Here is a 16,996-nt window from a genome sequence, read left to right as displayed (position 1 = left end):
TCAGGCCAGCTTGGAGAGCAGCTGGAGATCGGCCTGCTTCGGGATGAACGGTGCCGTTCCGTTGTGCACGATCAGGAGCTCGTATTTCGACTTGCCGCCCCTGGCCTTGCGCCATTGCCCGCCCGACAGCGAGGTCACCGCGACGTTCTTGATCGGGCTGTCCTTGAACTTGACCCGGCCGACCACGGTCTCCATGTCGAGGCCGGCGATCGCATCGCGCAATGAGTTCTTGTCCTTGGGATCGCTGTTCTGCAACGCCGCGAGCCCGACCTCCCACAGCGCATGGGCGTAGCCGATCGGCTGGGTCCACTGCTTGCCGGTGGTCTTCTCCCATTCCGCGGCGAGCTCGGCAGCGCTCTGCCCGGTCAGCGAGGACTTGAACGGATAGGCCGGCGTCCACCACACCTCGGTCGACATGCCGTCGCCGCGATCGCCGAGCGCATTAACCGCGGCCGGGAACAGGAAGGCCGCCGCCACCGTGCAGATCTGCGGCTTGAAACCGGCCTGCGCCGCCTGATTCCACAGCGTCACCCAGTGATTGCTGAAGGTGAAGCCGGAGACGATGTCGACGCCGTTGTTCTTGAACAGCGCGATCTGGTTGGTGAAGTCGTCGGTCGCGATCTGGAATTTGCCGGCCGAGAATTCCTGATAGCCGGCCGCCGAGATGCCCGCCGGCAGGCCGAGCTTCGGATCGGAGAACGCCTGGCCCGGCGGGTTGTCGATGTAAAGCGTGCCGACCTTCTTGTTGGTGTCGACCGACTGCCACATGCCCAAGAAATTTTTGGCGACGTCGTCGGCGCCCCAGAAGAAATGGTAGCTGTAGGGAAAACCCTTGTCCGGCGTCGACTTGCGCGGGAACATCCAGCCCTGCCACGGCACCATGGTCGAGATGGTGGGAATGCCGCGGGCGTCGGCGAGCTCCTGCACCGGCGGCTGGGCGTCGCCGTCCTCGATCAGGATCAGGTCGCACTTCTCACGCAGCACCAGCTCGCTCGCGATCACCGACGAGCGGTTCGGATCGGATTGATTGTCCTTGAACACCAGCTCGACCTGATAGGTCTTGCCGCCGATCTTCAGGCCGTCCTTCAGCCGTGCCTTGATGCGCTCATGGATCCAGGGATCGGGCTCGGCGAACTGCGCGCGGACGCCGGAGAGGCAGCCGACCCAGCCGATCTTGATGGTGTTGCCGGTGGCCCGCGCGACATTGACCAGCGGCACGTTCATCGCCGATGCGAGGCCGGTGGCACCGGCCGCTTTCAAGAGCGTGCGGCGATTGAGCCGGCCGGATGCCGTATTGTTCTTTGTCTCAGTCATGTCCCTCTCCCTCCACAACCAATGAAAATGCCTGACCGCGGCTCACGCAGCCGGTCGCTGGATCGCCGCACGGCTCACCGCGGCGAATTTGCACAAGGTGTTTTCGATGATCTGGCGCGGGATGCCGCGCACGATGAAGACGAGCCGCGAGCGCCGGTCCGCCGACGGCCAGCCCTGCAGCGCGATCGGCGGATGGAACACGTGCTGCACGCCGTGCACCACCATGGGCGCATCGGGCTGCTCGGCGACATGCACGATCGCCTTGAAGCGCAGCAGGTCCTCGCCTCTAAGCGCCGCGACATAATCGAGCCAGCGCGCGAACGCCTCCCGCTGGATCGGCTCGTCGATGATCAGGCTGTAGGACGATACGCCGGTGTCGTGCGCGTGGTGACTGTGGTGGCTGCACGCCTCGCCGTCGCAATGGTGATCCCCGTGATGGTGCGGCGTGTTCGCCGCCTGCGCTGCCAGATCGAACCAGCGCACCACATCAGCGGAGCGCGCCGCCGGATCGAACAGCCCGGCATCGAGGACTTTTGCCGGATCGACGATCCCGTTCCGCACGTGTGAGCGCGTTGCGACCGGATTGATCGCCGCAAGCTGCGCATCGAGCCGCGCCAGTGCATCATCGGCGGCAAGGTCGGTCTTGGTCACGAGCAGCCGGTCGGCGACGGCGATCTGCCTGACGGCTTCGCTGTGCGCCGCAAGAGTGTGCGTACCATTAACCGCATCGACGGTCGCGACCACGCCGTCGATCCGGTAGCGGCCGACGATATCGGACGCCGTCATCAGCGTGTGCAGCACGGGCACGGGATCGGCGAGCCCGGTGGTCTCGACCAGCACCCGGTGGAATGGCGGGATCGTGCCGTCAGCGCGGCGCGATGCGAGGTCGGCCAGCGTCTCGATCAGGTCCTCGCGCACCGAGCAGCAGATGCAGCCATTGTCGAGCAGCGCCAGGCGGTCCTCGCTGCTCTCGACCAAAAGGTGATCCAACGCCACCTCGCCGAACTCGTTGATGATGGCGACGACGCCATTGAGCTCTGGCTGGCGCAGCAAATGGTTCAGCACCGTGGTCTTGCCGCTGCCGAGGAAACCGGTCAGCACCGTGACCGGGATCTGATCCGCCGTGCCCATCACGCGCCCCGCTCGTAAACCTTGCGGCCCTCGAAGAAGGTCAGCTCGACCCGCGTATCGGCCAGTTGATCCGGCGGGATGTCGAAGATCATCTGGTCGAGCACGATGAGGTCGGCGGATTTGCCGACCTCGATCGAGCCGATCGACTGGCCGAGGCCGGCCGCGCGCGCGGCGTCGATGGTGTAGATGTCGATCACGGTTTTGAGGTCGAGCGCCTGCTCCGCCCACAGCGACTTGCCCGGAAAATCTCCGGTCGGATTCTGCCGCGTCACCATGCCCTCGATGCCCTGCCAGGGGTCGGGGATCGGGATCACCGGCCAGTCCGAGCCGCCGGCCATCAGTGCGCCGGCTTCCTTCAAATCCTTGTTCGGCCAGAAGCGCTGCGCGCGCTCCTCGCCCATCGCGGCCTTATGCGCCTCGAGGAAGATGGTCGGATACCAGATGATCGGCGACAGGTCGGCGGCGACGCCGAGCTCGGCGAAGCGCTTGACATCGTCGGGCGCGATATAGCTCGCATGCGCGATCTGATGGATCAGATGGGTCGGGCCGTTGAAGCTGCGCACGACATCGATGGCGTCGAGCGCCTGCGTCACTGCGGCGTCGCCCGCGCAATGGATCTTCGCGGCAAGGCCGAGCTTCTCGCAGCGCCCGAGCCAACGGATCAGGTCCGGCACGGTCAGCATGGTGGAGCCGCGGAAGCAGCAGCCGCGCACCGGGTCGGCCACATACGGCTCGTGGAAGGCCGCGGTCTTGGCGCCCGGCACGCCGTCGAGGAACACCTTGACATAATCGGGCTTCACATGCGCACCGCGGTAATCCTCGCGCAGCGCGAACAGCTCCTCGCCAGCCTTGCCGAACATGAAGCCCGGCTCGACCACCGGCATCGCGCACACCGCCCAGGCGGTCAGCTCGCCGCGGTCGTCGAGCCCCTTCAGCGCCGCCATGATCGGCTGCATGCTGGCAGCGTCGATGAAGGCGGTGACGCCATAGGCGTTCAGCACCGAGATCGAGCGCGCCACCGCCGCGCGGTCCATCTCGGCCGTGTAGTGGCCGGAGGCCGCGAGCGCCCGCTCGACCAGGCCGGAGGCGGCCTCGATCATGATGCCGGTCAGCGTTCCGGTCTTGAGGTCGCGGCCGATTTCGCCGTCGGTCGGATCAGCCGTGTCGGCCGCAACGCCGGCCAGCCGCAGCGCCGCCGAGCTCGCCCAGCGATTATGATAGGTGTCGTCGCGCAATACGACGGGATGCCCGAGGCAGGCAGCGTCCAGCAGCGCGCAGGACTCCGCGGTGTTCATCTCGTTCAGGAGATTATTGCCGAACTGCCCGCCGACGATCCAGGCGCCCGGCGCAGCCGCTGACGCGGCCTTGTGCAGGGTTTCGGCGATCCTTGGAATGCTGTCGGCGTTGGAGAAGCGCAGCTCGTAAAGATCGGCCTGTCCACCCATCATGATGTGATTGTGGATGTCGACGATCCCCGGCATCGCCATGCGGCCGCCGAGATCGACGGTCGCCGTTTCCTCGCCGATGAGCGCCGCGACGTCGCGTTCCTCGCCCACCGCGATGAACCGGCCGGCCTTGACGGCTGCGCAGCTTGCCCAGGGTTGCCCGCGGTTCGACGTGTAGATCCGGCCGTTGCGGAAGACCGTGTCGGCGAATGTCCTGTTCATACGGATCAAACTTCTCGATTGGGAAAGCCTGGAGCGATCAGCCTCTCACCGTGCGGTGCACAAGGCTGAACCGCGCACGACGCCGGCATGATGGCCAAACGTTCGGCATGTCGGCATTTGGAACAATCCACCGTCCGGTGGATGCTCCGCCGCTTCCCCGCAAGCGCAGGGCTATTGCGTATTGCCTGCCTCCGCAGGGGCGCACTGCCAAAACATCGAAGACAACCCCATGCACAGTAGCCGGCGGCGTGCCGGCACTCGACATGGCGACTTGACATGTCGGGCAAATCAGCGTTACTATTCTATTATTCCGAAACCGCGCGACGCGCCTCAGAACCCTAGCGCCAGTCCGTCCTTGCGGTGGTCCGAAGCGCCGAACAGGACGCCGCGGGCGTGGTCGATGCGGATCGCCTGGCAGCCGCCGATCGGCTCCTCCGAGAACCGCGCATCGTGGCCGCGGGCGCGAAGGTCGTCGCGTATCCCGGGAGAAATGGTCGTCTCCAGCGACAGCGCGCCGTCGAAGGCAAAGGAGCGCGGCGCCTCGGCCGCGGCCTGGATGTTCATCTTCATGTCGAAGATGTTCGACAGCAGATTGGCGTGGCCCGCGGCCTGGTAGTGCCCGCCCATCACGCCGAACGACATCACGGTCTTGCCGTCCTTGCGCAGAAGGCCCGGAATAATCGTATGCATCGGCCGCTTGCGCGGCCCGAGCGAATTGGGATGTCCCGGTTTGGCGCGAAAGCTCCAGCCGCGGTTGTGCAGCAGGATGCCCGATTTCGGCGCGTAGATGCCGCTGCCGAACGGATAGAACAGCGAGTTGATCAGCGAGACGGCGTTGAGATCGCGGTCGACCACCGTGACATAGACGGTGTCGCGATGCTCGATATCGTCCCAGGTCGCGGGCGCGGATGCGCGGCGCATGTCGATTTTTCCACGGATTCTCTCGATATAGTCGTCGGCAAGGAATGCGGCCGGATCGACCTTGCTGGTGGCGGGATCGCAAAAGAAGGCGTCGCGCGCGCGGTAGGCCGCCTTGGTGGCTTCAGCCAGCAGATGGATGCGATCGGCCTCTCCGAGCTTGCCGACATCGAAGCCTGCAAGCGTCCGCAGGATCATCAGTGCGGCCAGGCCCTGCCCGTTCGGCGGGCATTCGACCACGTCGTGGTCGTGGTAGCGCGCCGAGATCGGGTGCACATAGTCGGAGGCTTGGGCGGCGAAATCGTCGGTGCTGTGGGCGCCGCCCAGGGCACGCAAGATAGCCACCATCTCGTCGGCAGCCTCGCCCGTGTAGAACGCGTTGCGTCCGTGCTGCGCGATCCGGCGAAGGGTGCGGCCGAGCGCGGGTTGCGTACGGACGTCGCCGACCTCAGGCGCCTTGCCGCCGGGCAGGAACTGCGCCGCCGCATTGCCGTCGATCTCGATCCGGGCCCGGAAGCGGCGCCAGTCCTCCGCGACGCGGGGCGTCACGCAAAAGCCCCGCTCGGCAGCCGCGATCGCCGGTCGGAAGATCTCCTCCAGGGACCTGCTGCCATGATCGGCGACCAGCCGGCACCACGCATCGATTGCGCCGGGCACGGTGACGGCCTCGGGCGCGGTCGGCGGAATGTCGCGCGCGCCGCTCGCGGCAAATTTCTCGGCATCGGTTGCGGCAGGCGTGCGGCCCGAGCCGTTCAGCGCGATCGGCTCGCCGGCGTCAGGCGAATACAGCGCGAAGCAGTCGCCGCCGATCCCGGTCATCTGCGGCTCGACGACGCCCTGCACCGCGACCGCCGCCACCGCGGCATCGACGGCATTGCCGCCGGCCTTCAGCATCTCGACCGCGGCCAGCGTCGCCTGCGGGTGCGAGGTCGCGGCCATGCCACGCTCCGCAACCGCCACCGAACGGCCGACGGCCATGAAATCGCGCATGTCGTTTCCTTCAATGTTGTGAGCGGCCGCCGCTCGCCAACATTGTCGAAAACGACACCGGTCCTCGCGGAGGACTCTCGTTTGGCCACCGGGCAGGCAGCAATCCACCCAACGGTGGATCGGTGAATACGGACGAGGGTTGTCACGCCTCTCGGACGCGGCGAATTGATCCGGCGGCAACCGGGCAAAACCTGTCAAACCTGCGCGTGAGGAATTCTTTCGGCCTATCTGAATAGTTGCGTGCTCGGCGGCAATTCTGTGGTGGGTAACTGGTTGCCAAGCCCGGAGCGCGATGGCACGCTGCCACGATCAATTTAGCTCATGTCGATTGCCAATGCCGATGTCATCTCTCAGAGAGCTTCATGGCGCCAGGCGAAGTCGGTTCGGTTGGGGGGCTGGTTGGTTACGCATTGCCTCGTCTCTGGTCTCACTGTCATGCTGCGCCGTCGTTCACGACGTGCGTGCGGCGTCGCCCAATGAGGAGTCGAGCCGACCCGTGACGGCATCCGAACCGTCGGCTCAATCCGATGCCGACGGAGGTGTCTTGCCGGACGCGGACCGAGCGTCGCCCGAGGCTCCGTCGACGACGCCAGGCGAGAAGCAACCTGAGCAGGTATCCACGGCCAACGTTGCCGGCTCGTTCAAGGTCGCCCCGGACAATATTGATACAGTTCTGGTCCTGGACGAATGCTTCGTTGCCGAGGCGTGCATCGACCGGTTCCTTGGCGCGCTCTACACGCGAGCGCCGAAGACCGACTGGATCGTCGTGTACGAAAAAAAGGACGTGATCATCAAACGGAAGCGCAAGCTGATCACGGTCACGCGCAGCATCCCGAAGCGGGTCGAAAATGACTTCGGATGGAAGGACCCCAAGGCGGCAGAAAGAGCCCGCATGCCTCTGATGGATTACGTGATCGGAGGGATGGATCGAGCCTTCAAGCAAAAGCTGTTCTATATGCTCCACGCAGCGGAGCAGGCCGGACTGGCACCCGGGATCACAAGCGGATTTCGCGACGACTACCGCCAATCGATTGCAAGCGGGCTGAAGGCCGCAAATGACAAGTCCTATCACGGCGGCAGCTCGCGTGGAGGCTATGGTCACGGGCTCGCCGCAGACGTCGTCAGCATGAATGGCGGGAGCAAGGAGGAGCGTGCAACCGAGACCAAGCGATTATGGAAATGGATCGACGAGCACGAAAAGCAGTTCGGAGTCGGACGTCCATACTTGAATGGAGACCCAGCGCATCTCGCACCGGTCGATGGTCGGGAGTATGCTGCTCATCGTACGGTATCAAGGCACACAAAGCTGGCCGGCAAGCGACATACCCGAATCGCAGCATCTTCCAGACATGGCGTGACGACGCGCGCAAAGTCAAAGGCAGCGTCGAGGGCCGCGACGACGAAACTCAGCTCGCGCCTCTGATTGGCCTACCCCTCCTGCGCTTCGTGCGCTCCGGCGCGCCCCAGCTCAGGGGGTGAGCTGGGGCTGACGGCGGCTTCGGAGGCCGTAGCGGCCAGCCTCCGTCCATGACGTTACGCCTCTCCCCGGACTCTCATCTACCAGGAACCGCGATTGCTGCGCCGCGCTACTACTTCTGCGCTGTGGAGCTTGCTTGCCGCTGAATCTGTTACTCGGGGCTAGTCCAGAATGGCAATTGCCGCGTGCGCTTGTCGATCTATCATGTCCCCAGTCGTGCGGATTGGCCGACATTTTGCCCACACCCGACCATGCACCTCGCGCGATCAGGGATCGCCGCTTCGGCCCACGGAGCGACGGTCCCGCCCAATTCCGGAAACGACAGATCAGTTCGACGGGCAACTCAGCAAATCCTGTCAATCCTTCACGCGAAGAATATTTCGCTTTGTCAGAAGCGCCACTCGATCACCCGCATGCGCATGCGCGGGTGATGACACCGAAGAAGGGTGCGCAGTAGCGGTGCGTTGTCTCGCGCGAGAAGCATCCTCATCGTCGTCCTGGCGCAGGCCGGGACCCATAACCACTGAAGATGATTGTTGTGCGACGCTGGGGCCACGGCTTTCCTCACCAACCCAGTCCTGTGGTTATGGGTCCCGGCCTTCGCCGGGACGACACGTGGAGGGAGCTGTGTGCTGGCATATTCTTCGGTGTCATCGCCCGGCTCGACCTGGCGATTCAGTGTGCCGCGGCCTCTCGATTCAAGCACAGGCATCTCTGGAATACTGGATCCCCGCATGCGCGCATTCGCGGGTGATGACACCGCGCCGCTTGACATCTTGAATTGCGATTCATCCTCATCGACGTCCCTGCGAAAGCAGGGACCCATAACCACCGATGTTTATCGTTTCACGACGCTGGAGTAACGAATCCCGTTCACAATCCGCCGCAGCGTATGAGTCCCTGCTTTCGCAGAGACGACGTGCTGGAAGAGCCGCGGGCTCTAATCGACAGCCCGCGCCTCATGCGGCCGCGACATCATCGCCACGACGGCGGAGCGGGTCTCGACGCCGAGCTTTTCGAAGATATGGATCAGATGCGTCTTCACCGTCGCGAGGCCGATGTTCAGGCGCTCGCCGATCTCGCGGTTGGTTCGGCCGCAGCACAACAGCTCGACGACTTCCATCTCGCGCGAGGTCAGGCCAAAGCGCGCCGGCTCGTCGGCATTCGACGACAGGCGACTGGTCAGGTTGAACTCGAGATAGTCGTGGATCTTCTCCGCAATGTGCATGCTGCCGTCGGGGATCGCGCAGCCCGGCGCCCACAGCACGCTCATTCCGGCGACGATGCGGTCGTTGCGGCGGAAGAAGAACTCGATCATGTCGGCGACGCCGCATTGGCCGGCGAAGGCGCGGTAGGTCGCCGCCTCCTGGGTCGCGCATTGGTCGAGCGCCGTGCTCAGCCGCGCAATCGGCCGGTTGCTCGCCGAGCGCGGATGCAACGGATCGAGCCGGTTCATGCCGGCAAGATACTGGTCGTGGAAACTCGGCGGCACGTTGCTAGAGAGCACGAAGCGGTTGAGGGTCAAATTGCCGTCGACCTCGTAGAACGCGGTCGCCGACCCCTCGAGAATGCCGCGCGCGAACTGAATGGCCTGCGTGGTTGCCGGATCCGGTCGGCCCAGAAGCGCGATCATGACCTACCTCCCGATGTTTCCCGATGGCGAACGTCTGCGCGTCGCGTAACGGTCACGCTGGGGCACGCGCGAGCCATAGTCAAGCAAATTGCGGGCCAAACGCACGAAGCGCACATCCGGGGAAACGGTTACGCCGAAGTAACCCAACGGCCCCCTCCACCATCCGGTTGATTGCGAGCGACACGAGCCATGCGGAACTTTCGCGCATCATCCGATGTCATTGCTGGATCAAGAATGAATTCGCGTCGCATCATGGCCGCCTTCCCGTCGGCGGCCGACGAACAGGTCACGCTCGCCAACTGGCGCCAACATCCCTTCAACGAGTGGGCATTCCGCAATGTCCGCGAATTGCTGCCCACCGCGAACATCGCGCGCGCCGCAGCGCCGGCGCCACTGTCCTTTGCGCCGCGCTATCTCGACGACCTCAGCTTCGCCAACCCGCGCGGCGAGACGGTCGGCGTCGGCGAGGCGCTGCGCGCCAGCCACACCGACGGCATCGTGGTGTCGCATCGCGGACAGGTCGCGTTCGAATGGTATGCCCATGGCCTGACGCCCGATACCCCGCACCTGATCTTCTCCGTCAGCAAGTCGGTCGCCGGAACGCTCGGCGGCATCCTCGCCGATCACGGCAAGCTCGATCCCGACGCGCCGGTCACGCGCTACATCCCGGAGATGGAGGGCTCGGTCTATGGCGGCGACTGCAGGGTGCGGCATCTGCTCGACATGAGCGTCGGCATCCGCTTCGACGAGGATTACATGGCGCGCGACGGCGACGTCATGAACTACCGGCGCTCGACCGGCTGGGAGCTGCCCGATCCGGCGATTCCGCCGAGCAATCTGCGCGACTATCTGCGCACGCTGCGACCGAACGGCGCACCGCATGGAGAGACCTTCCACTACGTATCGACCAACACCGATGTGCTCGGCTGGGTTTATGAGCGCGCCTGCGGCATGTCCTACGCAAAGATCCTCTCCCACTATCTGTGGCAGCCGATGGGCGCCGAGCACGACGCTTACATCACGGTCGATTCACGCGGTGCCGGCCGCGTCGCCGGCGGCATCTGCGCGACACTGCGGGATCTCACCCGGTTCGGCGAGATGATGCGCAATCACGGCATCAGCAACGGACGACAGGTCGTCCCCGGCTGGTGGATCGACGACATCAGGCAGAACGGCAATGCCGAGGCCTGGTCGCGCGGCGACCTGACGAAAGTGTTTCCAAACGGCAACTACCGCAACAAGTGGTACACGCTCGATCGACGCGAAACGCCGTTTGCCGCGGTCGGCATTCATGGCCAGTGGATCTACATCGATCCGGCCAATGAGACCGTGATCGCACGCGTCTCCTCGCAGCCGCTGCCGATGGATCTCGATCTCGATCACATGTGGATGCGCGGCTATCGCGCGATCGCGGCCAGGCTTGCCGGCAAGAGCTGACCGATTGCGACAGGGGGACACCATGGGACCACCGATCAACCGCCGCCGTCTGCTGCAGATCAGTGCGGGAGCAAGCCTCGGCATTGCGATGCCGCGCATCGCGCGGGCCAGTTCGAAGACGATCACGGCCGTCATGCACGCGCCGCTGCGCGCCACCGACCCGATCATGACGACGGCGTGGACCGCGCGCAACCACGGCTACATGATCTACGACACGCTGTTCTCGACCAATTCGAAATTCGAGATCAAGCCGCAGATGGTCGAGGCCTGGGAGGTCTCCGCCGACGGCCTGACCTACACCTTCCGCCTGCGGCCCGGCCTCAAATTCCATGACCGCAGCGCGGTGACGTCGGCCGACGTCATCCCTTCGCTGCAGCGCTGGGCCAAGCGCGACACGATGGGCCAGAAACTGTTCGAATTCGTTGCCGAACTGAAGGCGGTCGACGAGCGCAGCTTCCGCATGGTGCTGAGGGAGCCATGCGGCTTCGTGCTGGCGGCGCTCGGCAAGCCAACCGCCAACGTGCCCTTCATCGTGCCGGCGCGGATCGCCGCGACGCCCGCCGACCAGGCCATATCAGATCATCTCGGCTCCGGACCGTTCCGCTTCGTGACGGCGGAATTCCAGCCCGGCGTCAAGGCCGCCTATGAGAAAAACCCGGACTACGTTTCCCGCGACGAGCCGTCCGACGGCACCGGCGGCGGCAAGGTCGTCAAGATCGGCCGCTACGAATGGATCAGCGTGCCGGATTTCCAGATCGCGACCAACGCGATTGTCAACGACGAGATCGACTATTTCGAGGTGCCGCCGCACGACCATCATCCGATGCTCGCGCGCGCCTCCAATGTCGAGCTGACCGATTACAACACGCTCGGCTTCTCCGGCATGTGCCGGATGAACTGGCTGGTGCCGCCGTTCGACCGGCCGGAGATCCGCCAGGCCGTGCTGCACGCGGTGAACCAGAAGGACTGGCTCGACACCCAGATCGGCAATCCCGATTACTTCAAGATCACGCCGGCGATCTTCGTCGCCGGCACGCCTTTCGAAAGCGCGGTCGGATGGTCGACCAAGGCGGACACCGCGAAAGCCAGGGAGCTGCTCAAGCAGGGCGGCTACAAGGGCGAGCCGATCACGATCCTGCACGCGACCGACGCCCCGATCATCACCGCGCTCGGCACGGTCACCGCCGATGCGCTGCGTTCGATCGGCATGAACGTCAGCCTGCTGGCGATGGATTGGGGTTCGGTGGTGGCACGCCGCGCCAAACAGTCGATGCCGGCCGAGGGCGGCTGGTCGCTCTACCATTCGACCTGGGCCAGCGTCGACCTCGTCAATCCGATCGGCAACGCCTGCGTCAACGGCAAGGGCAAGAACGGCGGCTTCTTCGGCTGGGTCGAGGACGCCGAGCTCGAGCGGCTGCGCGACAGCTTTGCCCGCACCGCGGCGCCGCCGGACCAGAAGGCGCTGGCCGACAAGATCCAGGCACGCGCCTACGAGGTGGTCACCCACGTCCCGACCGGGCAGTACAATCAACCGGCCGCGACGCGCAAGGCGCTGAAGGACATCGTCCGCGCGCCGGTGCCGCTGTTCTGGAATGTCGACAAGACGGGTTGAGGCCTCTATTCGATCGGCGGCCGCCGCGTATGCCAGTCCGTCATCGACTGGAACGCGGCGCCGGCGCGGACCAGCACGTCTTCGGACAGATGTGAGCCGACCAATTGCATGCTGAGCGGCATCTGGTCCGAGGCCATGCCCATCGGCAAGGTAATAGTCGGGCTGCCCGAGAAATCGAACACCGCCGTGAAGCGCAGAATGCTCAGGAGGATATTGGGGTCGGCACCGTATTCGCTCATCTTGGTGAGCGTCGGGATCGGTACCGGCATCGTCGGGATCAGCAGCAGGTCGATATCTTCGAACATGGCGGCGAGGCTGCCGCTGAACTTCAACCGTTCATGATGGATCGCGGCAATATCGACGCCGCTCGTCGCCCGGCCCTGCTCGATCAGCTGCGCGAGATCGGGTCCGTATTCCGACTTGCGCGACGGGTAGGTGTCCAGATGCGCCTCAGCCGTCTCGACCGAGCACATCGCAATCCATTGGCTGACGAGCTTCTGGTAAGGCGGGAAATGCACCTCGCGGATGTCGGCGCCGAGATCGGCGAGCGTGCGCTCGGCTTGCACCAGCGCAGCGACGACCTGCCGGTCGATGCCCTCCTGGGTGTACCTGCGGTCAACACCGATCCTGAGGCCCCTGATGCTGTCGCCCGCTCCAGCCAGATAGTTCGGCACTGGAGCCCGCAAGGCGGTCGGGTCGTTGATATCAGCGCCCGCGATGACGCCGAGCATCGCCGCGGCATCCGCAGCGCTGCGGCACATCGGCCCGACGTGATCGAGCGAGTCGGCCAGCGGGAAGACGCCGTAGCGGCTGACCCGCCCCCAGGTCGGCTTGATCCCGGTCAACCCGCAGGTCGCCGACGGAAAGCGGATCGAGCCGCCGGTGTCGCTGCCGATCGAGCCGTAGCAGAGCCCCGCCGCGGTCGCGGCGCCCGATCCGGTCGATGAGGAGCCGACCCAGTAGTTCACATTCCACGGGTTGAGCGGGGCCTGGATTGCAGGATGGTGGCTGGTATAGGCCCCCTCCGTCATCTTCAGCTTGCCGAGCGTCACCGCGCCGGCGACTTCGAGCCGGTCCACGATCGTGGCATTGAAGGACGGTACGAATTTGGCGTGAATCGTGGTGCCGCCCGCGGTCGGTGCAAACGAGGTGTAGCAGAGGTCCTTCAGCCCGATCGGAACGCCATGCAGCGGGCCACGCCAGACACCCTTGGCGATCTCCGCGTCGTACTGCTTGGCCTGGGCCATCGCTCGCTCCGCTAGGACCAGCGCATAACCGTGAAACTGTCCATCCAGCTTCGCAATCCGGCCCAGCATTGCCTCGGTGATCTCCGACGGCTTCGCCTCCTTGCGGCGAATGAGCTCGGAGACTTCGATGATGGATTTGTAGTGCAATGAATCCGCTGACATCTGACGCCCTGCTGTTATCGGAATATGCCTGTCCGGACCGCCGCCGCGGGCGGCGATCACGCGGCTTTGCTGACGGCGCGCCCCGCCTAGAACTGGACGCCGCGCGTCAACGCGCCGTCCACCACGAGGTTGGTCCCGGTGATGAAGCTCGCCGCTTTGCTCGCCAGGAACACAGCGGCGTTCGCCATCTCCTGCGGCGTGCCCATGCGGCCGGTCGGGTTGAGCGCCAGTGCGGTCTTGTACAGTTCGGGATTGCCGTCCTTGATCATGTTCCAGACGCCACCCTCGAAGTAGGTGTTGCCCGGTGATACCGAATTGGCCCGGATGCCCTTGGCCGCGAGCTGGTAGGCAAGGCCCTGCGTGTAGTGGATGATCGCCGCCTTGAACGTACCGTAGGGACCGCTGGCAAAATCGACCTCGCGTCCCGACACGCTCGAGATGGTGACGATCGCGGCGGCGCCGCTCTTCTCCAGATACGGCATCGCCGCGTTGACGAGGCGCACCGTCCCCATCATGTCGGTGGAGAATTCCTTCTCCCAGCTCTCCTCGTCCTGCCCGATCGACAACGCGCTGACATTGGCGACCACGACATCGATGCCGCCGAGCTTGGACGCCATGTCGGCGACCCAGGCCTTCAGGGCCGGCCCGTTTGAGACGTCGACGGCACTACCGAACGCCGAAACGCCCTTGGCCTTGAGCGCTGTGACCGCAGCGTCGACGTCGCCCTGGTTGCGCGCACAGATGCCGACATTGGCGCCCTCGGCGGCGAACGTGTCGGCGATCGCCCTGCCGATGCCCTTGGTGCTGCCGGTAACGAGAGCCTTTGCTCCCTTGAGTCCGAGATCCATGTCCATTCCCTCCATTATTATCAATTATGCAACGCACTGATCTTCACCGCATCGCGCGGTCGATCACAGCAACAGCTGCGCGCGAACGTTGTCCGCGTTGACCTCCTCACCGGCCAGCGATCGCGTGATCTTGCCCTTCTCCATGATGTAGCAGCGCTGCGCGATCTCCAGGATGGTGTCGAGGTTCTGCTCCACGAACACGATCGTGGTCCCGAGCTCCGCTCGGAACGATTTCAGCGCCTCGCAAATATGCTGCACGATCGACGGCTGGATGCCCTCCGACGGCTCGTCGAGGATCATCAGCGCCGGATTGCCGATCAGCGCGCGGCCGATCGCAAGCTGCTGCTGCTCGCCGCCCGACATGGTGCCCGCGATCTGGCGCCGGCGCTCCCTCAGGCGTGGAAAATACTCGTAGACGAGCTCGGGCAGCTTCTTGCCTTCGGGCCCGCCGATCAACTCGCCGACCTGCAAATTCTCCTCGACGCTCATTTGTGGAAACACGTCGCGGCCCTGCGGGATGTAGCCGAAGCCGGCGCGCGCCCGCGCATCGGCCTCGAGCTGCGTGACATCCTGATCCATGAAGCTGATGGTGCCGCGCCAGGTCTGCAGCAGGCCGATCAGGCACCGCATCAGGGTCGACTTGCCGACGCCGTTGCGGCCGATCACGCCGACGATCTCGCCGCGCGAAACCGACATGCTGACGCCTTGCAGGATCGGCGTCGCGCCGTAGCCCGCCCAAAGCCCCGACACCTCCAGAATGCGATCAGTGGGCATGAGTCTTACCCAGATAGATTTCCGCGACCTTCTCGTCTTCCAAAATCGCCTCCAAGCTGCCGCGCGCGAAGATCTTGCCAAGATGCAGAACGGTAACGCGCTGGGCGACCTGACGCACGAACGCCATGTCGTGCTCGACGACCAGGACGGTCATGCCCTCGGCATTGAACGACTTGATCAGCTCGCCGGTCTTGAAAGTCTCTTCCGGCGACATGCCGGCGGTCGGCTCGTCCAGCAGCAGCAGCTGCGGCTGCAGCGCCAGCGCCATCCCGATCTCCAGCCATTGCTGCTGGCCGTGCGACAGCGCACCGGCGAGCTTGCCGCTATCGTCAGCCAGATTGAGCAACGCGAGCAGCCGCTCCTCTTCAGCACGGCATTCCGCGCCCGAAATGCGTTCCTGCAGCGCGATCTGGATGTTCTGCCGCACCGGCAGCTCCTTGAACACGCTCGGCGCCTGCATCTTGATGCTCATGCCGCGCTGCACCCGCGCGTAGGGCCGCTCGGCGGTGATATCGATCGAGTCGAAGAAGATGCTGCCCGTGGTCGGCGGATAGAGCCCGACGATCAATTTGAACAGCGTGCTCTTCCCGGCCCCGTTGGGCCCGATCAGGCAGTGCACCTCGCCGGCATTGACCGTCAGGTCGACGTCGGAGACGGCGGTCAATCCACCGAAACGCTTGGAGACACCTTTCACATCGACCAGCGCCATGATTCAGGTCTCATCGGATTGCAGGCGGGCGGTGTCGGCCAGCGCGGGGGCTTCGTCGCGGCGCCGACGCCTGGTCCACCAATCGACGACGAGCTTGCCAATGCCGAGCACGAAGCCCTGCGGCGCCAGCATCACGGTGGCGAGCAGCAGAACGCCCATCAGCACCAGCGCCGCTTGCTGGCTGTAGACCGTGATGGTCTGAAAGCCGAACAGCAGCAGGAACGATCCGACCAGGGTCGCGGTCAGATCGTTGCGTCCGGAGAACGCCACCCACACGATCGGCATCGCCGCCGCCGGCAGGCCGATGCTGGATGGCGTGATGAACTGCCCCCACGACGTGTACAGTGCGCCGCTCAACCCTGCGAGGCCGCTGCCGATCACGAAGGTCAGAAGCTGATACTTGCGGACGTCATAGCCGAGCATCTCGGCGCGCTGCGGATTTTCCCGCGTCGCCACGATCACGTTGCCTACGCTCGAGTTCACCAGCATGCGCAGCGCGATGTAGACGATCACGATCAGCGCGATCATGACGTAATAGAGCGCCGAGCCCTCGATGTCGAAGTCGCCGACCGTGAGCGGGTCCATTCCCTTCATGCCGTTGAAGCCGTTCAGCCGAGCCGGACCGATATGCCATTCGGGCCCCGCGGTCTGCCCGAGGAAGAAGGCAAGCACTAGCGTCGCCGACAACGTCACGATGCCGAAGAAAATCCCGCTGATGCCGCCCCAGATCATGAAGTAACCGAGGATCCCGGCCGCGATCATCGCGATGACCACGGAGAGAACCAGCGCGGCGATCGTGGTCGTTCCCCCGCCCATATTGATGGCGAGCACGCCATAGCCGTAGCCGGCGATGCCGAAGAAGAAGGTCTGGCCGAACGACAGCATGCCGCCGTATCCCCACATCAGGCAGAGGCCGAGCGCCATGAAGATCCAGATCAGGAAGTAGGCGAAATTGCCGACATCATAGGAATCGGCGAACAGCGGATAGATCAGCGCCCCGGCCAGCACGGCGAGGAAGCAGGACCAGAAGATCTTCCCGCGTCCGAGCGTCTGCGGGCCCTCGAGCAGCTTCAACAT

13 protein-coding genes are annotated in these 16,996 nt (G+C 64.7%); 3 read left to right on the top strand and 10 right to left on the bottom strand.

Translation table 11 applies throughout. The features are described 5' to 3' along the window. From ACVMB1_RS07375 to ACVMB1_RS07360, 4 genes are all read right to left on the bottom strand, one after another. The gene (locus ACVMB1_RS07375; RefSeq protein WP_456815933.1) at positions 1-1,314 is read right to left on the bottom strand and encodes an ABC transporter substrate-binding protein; all 1,314 of its coding nucleotides are present in this window, start codon (positions 1,312-1,314) and stop codon (positions 1-3) included. 42 nt (positions 1,315-1,356) lie between these two features. Then, complete coding sequence (locus tag ACVMB1_RS07370; RefSeq protein WP_168858932.1) at positions 1,357-2,445, bottom strand: CobW family GTP-binding protein; 1,089 nt, start codon at positions 2,443-2,445, stop codon at positions 1,357-1,359. Next, the gene (locus tag ACVMB1_RS07365; RefSeq protein WP_253624078.1) at positions 2,445-4,112 is read right to left on the bottom strand and encodes an amidohydrolase; all 1,668 of its coding nucleotides are present in this window, start codon (positions 4,110-4,112) and stop codon (positions 2,445-2,447) included. The genes ACVMB1_RS07370 and ACVMB1_RS07365 overlap by 1 nt, the downstream gene beginning before the upstream one ends. 330 nt (positions 4,113-4,442) lie before the next feature. After that, positions 4,443-6,020 (bottom strand): gamma-glutamyltransferase family protein, encoded by a 1,578-nt coding sequence (locus tag ACVMB1_RS07360; protein WP_253624079.1) that lies wholly within the window; start codon positions 6,018-6,020, stop codon positions 4,443-4,445. A 496-nt stretch (positions 6,021-6,516) separates the two neighbouring features. Between ACVMB1_RS07360 and ACVMB1_RS07355 the strand changes: the two genes are divergently transcribed. Continuing rightward, positions 6,517-7,443 carry a D-alanyl-D-alanine carboxypeptidase family protein gene (locus ACVMB1_RS07355; RefSeq protein WP_456815932.1) on the top strand — a complete coding sequence of 309 codons (927 nt, stop codon included), beginning with the start codon at positions 6,517-6,519 and terminating at the stop codon, positions 7,441-7,443. Positions 7,444-8,437: 994 nt separating this feature from the next. On the opposite strand, the gene ACVMB1_RS07350 is transcribed toward ACVMB1_RS07355, so the two are convergent. Beyond that, positions 8,438-9,130 carry a response regulator transcription factor gene (locus ACVMB1_RS07350; RefSeq protein ID WP_456848358.1) on the bottom strand — a complete coding sequence of 231 codons (693 nt, stop codon included), beginning with the start codon at positions 9,128-9,130 and terminating at the stop codon, positions 8,438-8,440. Between the two features lie 234 nt (positions 9,131-9,364). Here ACVMB1_RS07350 and ACVMB1_RS07345 point away from each other — a divergent pair, with 234 nt between their 5' ends. Next, entirely contained in the window at positions 9,365-10,567 is a 1,203-nt protein-coding gene (locus ACVMB1_RS07345; protein WP_456815931.1) for a serine hydrolase domain-containing protein, read from the top strand. 22 nt (positions 10,568-10,589) lie between these two features. After that, entirely contained in the window at positions 10,590-12,179 is a 1,590-nt protein-coding gene (locus ACVMB1_RS07340; RefSeq protein ID WP_456848356.1) for an ABC transporter substrate-binding protein, read from the top strand. Positions 12,180-12,184: 5 nt separating this feature from the next. On the opposite strand, the gene ACVMB1_RS07335 is transcribed toward ACVMB1_RS07340, so the two are convergent. The 5 genes from ACVMB1_RS07335 to ACVMB1_RS07315 all read right to left on the bottom strand — a co-directional run bounded on the left by ACVMB1_RS07335 (position 12,185) and on the right by ACVMB1_RS07315 (position 16,996). Further along, a complete protein-coding gene (locus ACVMB1_RS07335) occupies positions 12,185-13,588 on the bottom strand; it encodes an amidase (RefSeq protein WP_456848354.1) in 1,404 nt (467 codons plus the stop codon). A gap of 86 nt (positions 13,589-13,674) precedes the next feature. Then, entirely contained in the window at positions 13,675-14,436 is a 762-nt protein-coding gene (locus tag ACVMB1_RS07330; protein ID WP_253624085.1) for an SDR family NAD(P)-dependent oxidoreductase, read from the bottom strand. A 63-nt stretch (positions 14,437-14,499) separates the two neighbouring features. Then, a complete protein-coding gene (locus tag ACVMB1_RS07325; RefSeq protein WP_016845725.1) occupies positions 14,500-15,210 on the bottom strand; it encodes an ABC transporter ATP-binding protein in 711 nt (236 codons plus the stop codon). Then, a complete protein-coding gene (locus ACVMB1_RS07320; protein ID WP_018270850.1) occupies positions 15,200-15,919 on the bottom strand; it encodes an ATP-binding cassette domain-containing protein in 720 nt (239 codons plus the stop codon). The genes ACVMB1_RS07325 and ACVMB1_RS07320 overlap by 11 nt, the downstream gene beginning before the upstream one ends. A 3-nt stretch (positions 15,920-15,922) precedes the next feature. Next, a complete protein-coding gene (locus ACVMB1_RS07315) occupies positions 15,923-16,996 on the bottom strand; it encodes a branched-chain amino acid ABC transporter permease (protein WP_057015931.1) in 1,074 nt (357 codons plus the stop codon).

Source organism: Bradyrhizobium sp. USDA 4504 (assembly GCF_054063995.1).
This window is presented reverse-complemented; position numbering and strand designations above follow the sequence as displayed.

Coding starts and splice junctions, on each gene's coding strand:
- ACVMB1_RS07315 (WP_057015931.1), bottom strand. CDS start 16,996: ATGTTGAAGCTGCTCGAGGGCCCGCAGACGCTCGGACGCGGGAAGATC.
- ACVMB1_RS07350 (WP_456848358.1), bottom strand. CDS start 9,130: ATGATCGCGCTTCTGGGCCGACCGGATCCGGCAACCACGCAGGCCATT.
- ACVMB1_RS07360 (WP_253624079.1), bottom strand. CDS start 6,020: ATGCGCGATTTCATGGCCGTCGGCCGTTCGGTGGCGGTTGCGGAGCGT.
- ACVMB1_RS07320 (WP_018270850.1), bottom strand. CDS start 15,919: ATGGCGCTGGTCGATGTGAAAGGTGTCTCCAAGCGTTTCGGTGGATTG.
- ACVMB1_RS07345 (WP_456815931.1), top strand. CDS start 9,365: ATGAATTCGCGTCGCATCATGGCCGCCTTCCCGTCGGCGGCCGACGAA.
- ACVMB1_RS07370 (WP_168858932.1), bottom strand. CDS start 2,445: ATGGGCACGGCGGATCAGATCCCGGTCACGGTGCTGACCGGTTTCCTC.
- ACVMB1_RS07335 (WP_456848354.1), bottom strand. CDS start 13,588: ATGTCAGCGGATTCATTGCACTACAAATCCATCATCGAAGTCTCCGAG.
- ACVMB1_RS07330 (WP_253624085.1), bottom strand. CDS start 14,436: ATGGATCTCGGACTCAAGGGAGCAAAGGCTCTCGTTACCGGCAGCACC.
- ACVMB1_RS07375 (WP_456815933.1), bottom strand. CDS start 1,314: ATGACTGAGACAAAGAACAATACGGCATCCGGCCGGCTCAATCGCCGC.
- ACVMB1_RS07325 (WP_016845725.1), bottom strand. CDS start 15,210: ATGCCCACTGATCGCATTCTGGAGGTGTCGGGGCTTTGGGCGGGCTAC.
- ACVMB1_RS07340 (WP_456848356.1), top strand. CDS start 10,590: ATGGGACCACCGATCAACCGCCGCCGTCTGCTGCAGATCAGTGCGGGA.
- ACVMB1_RS07365 (WP_253624078.1), bottom strand. CDS start 4,112: ATGAACAGGACATTCGCCGACACGGTCTTCCGCAACGGCCGGATCTAC.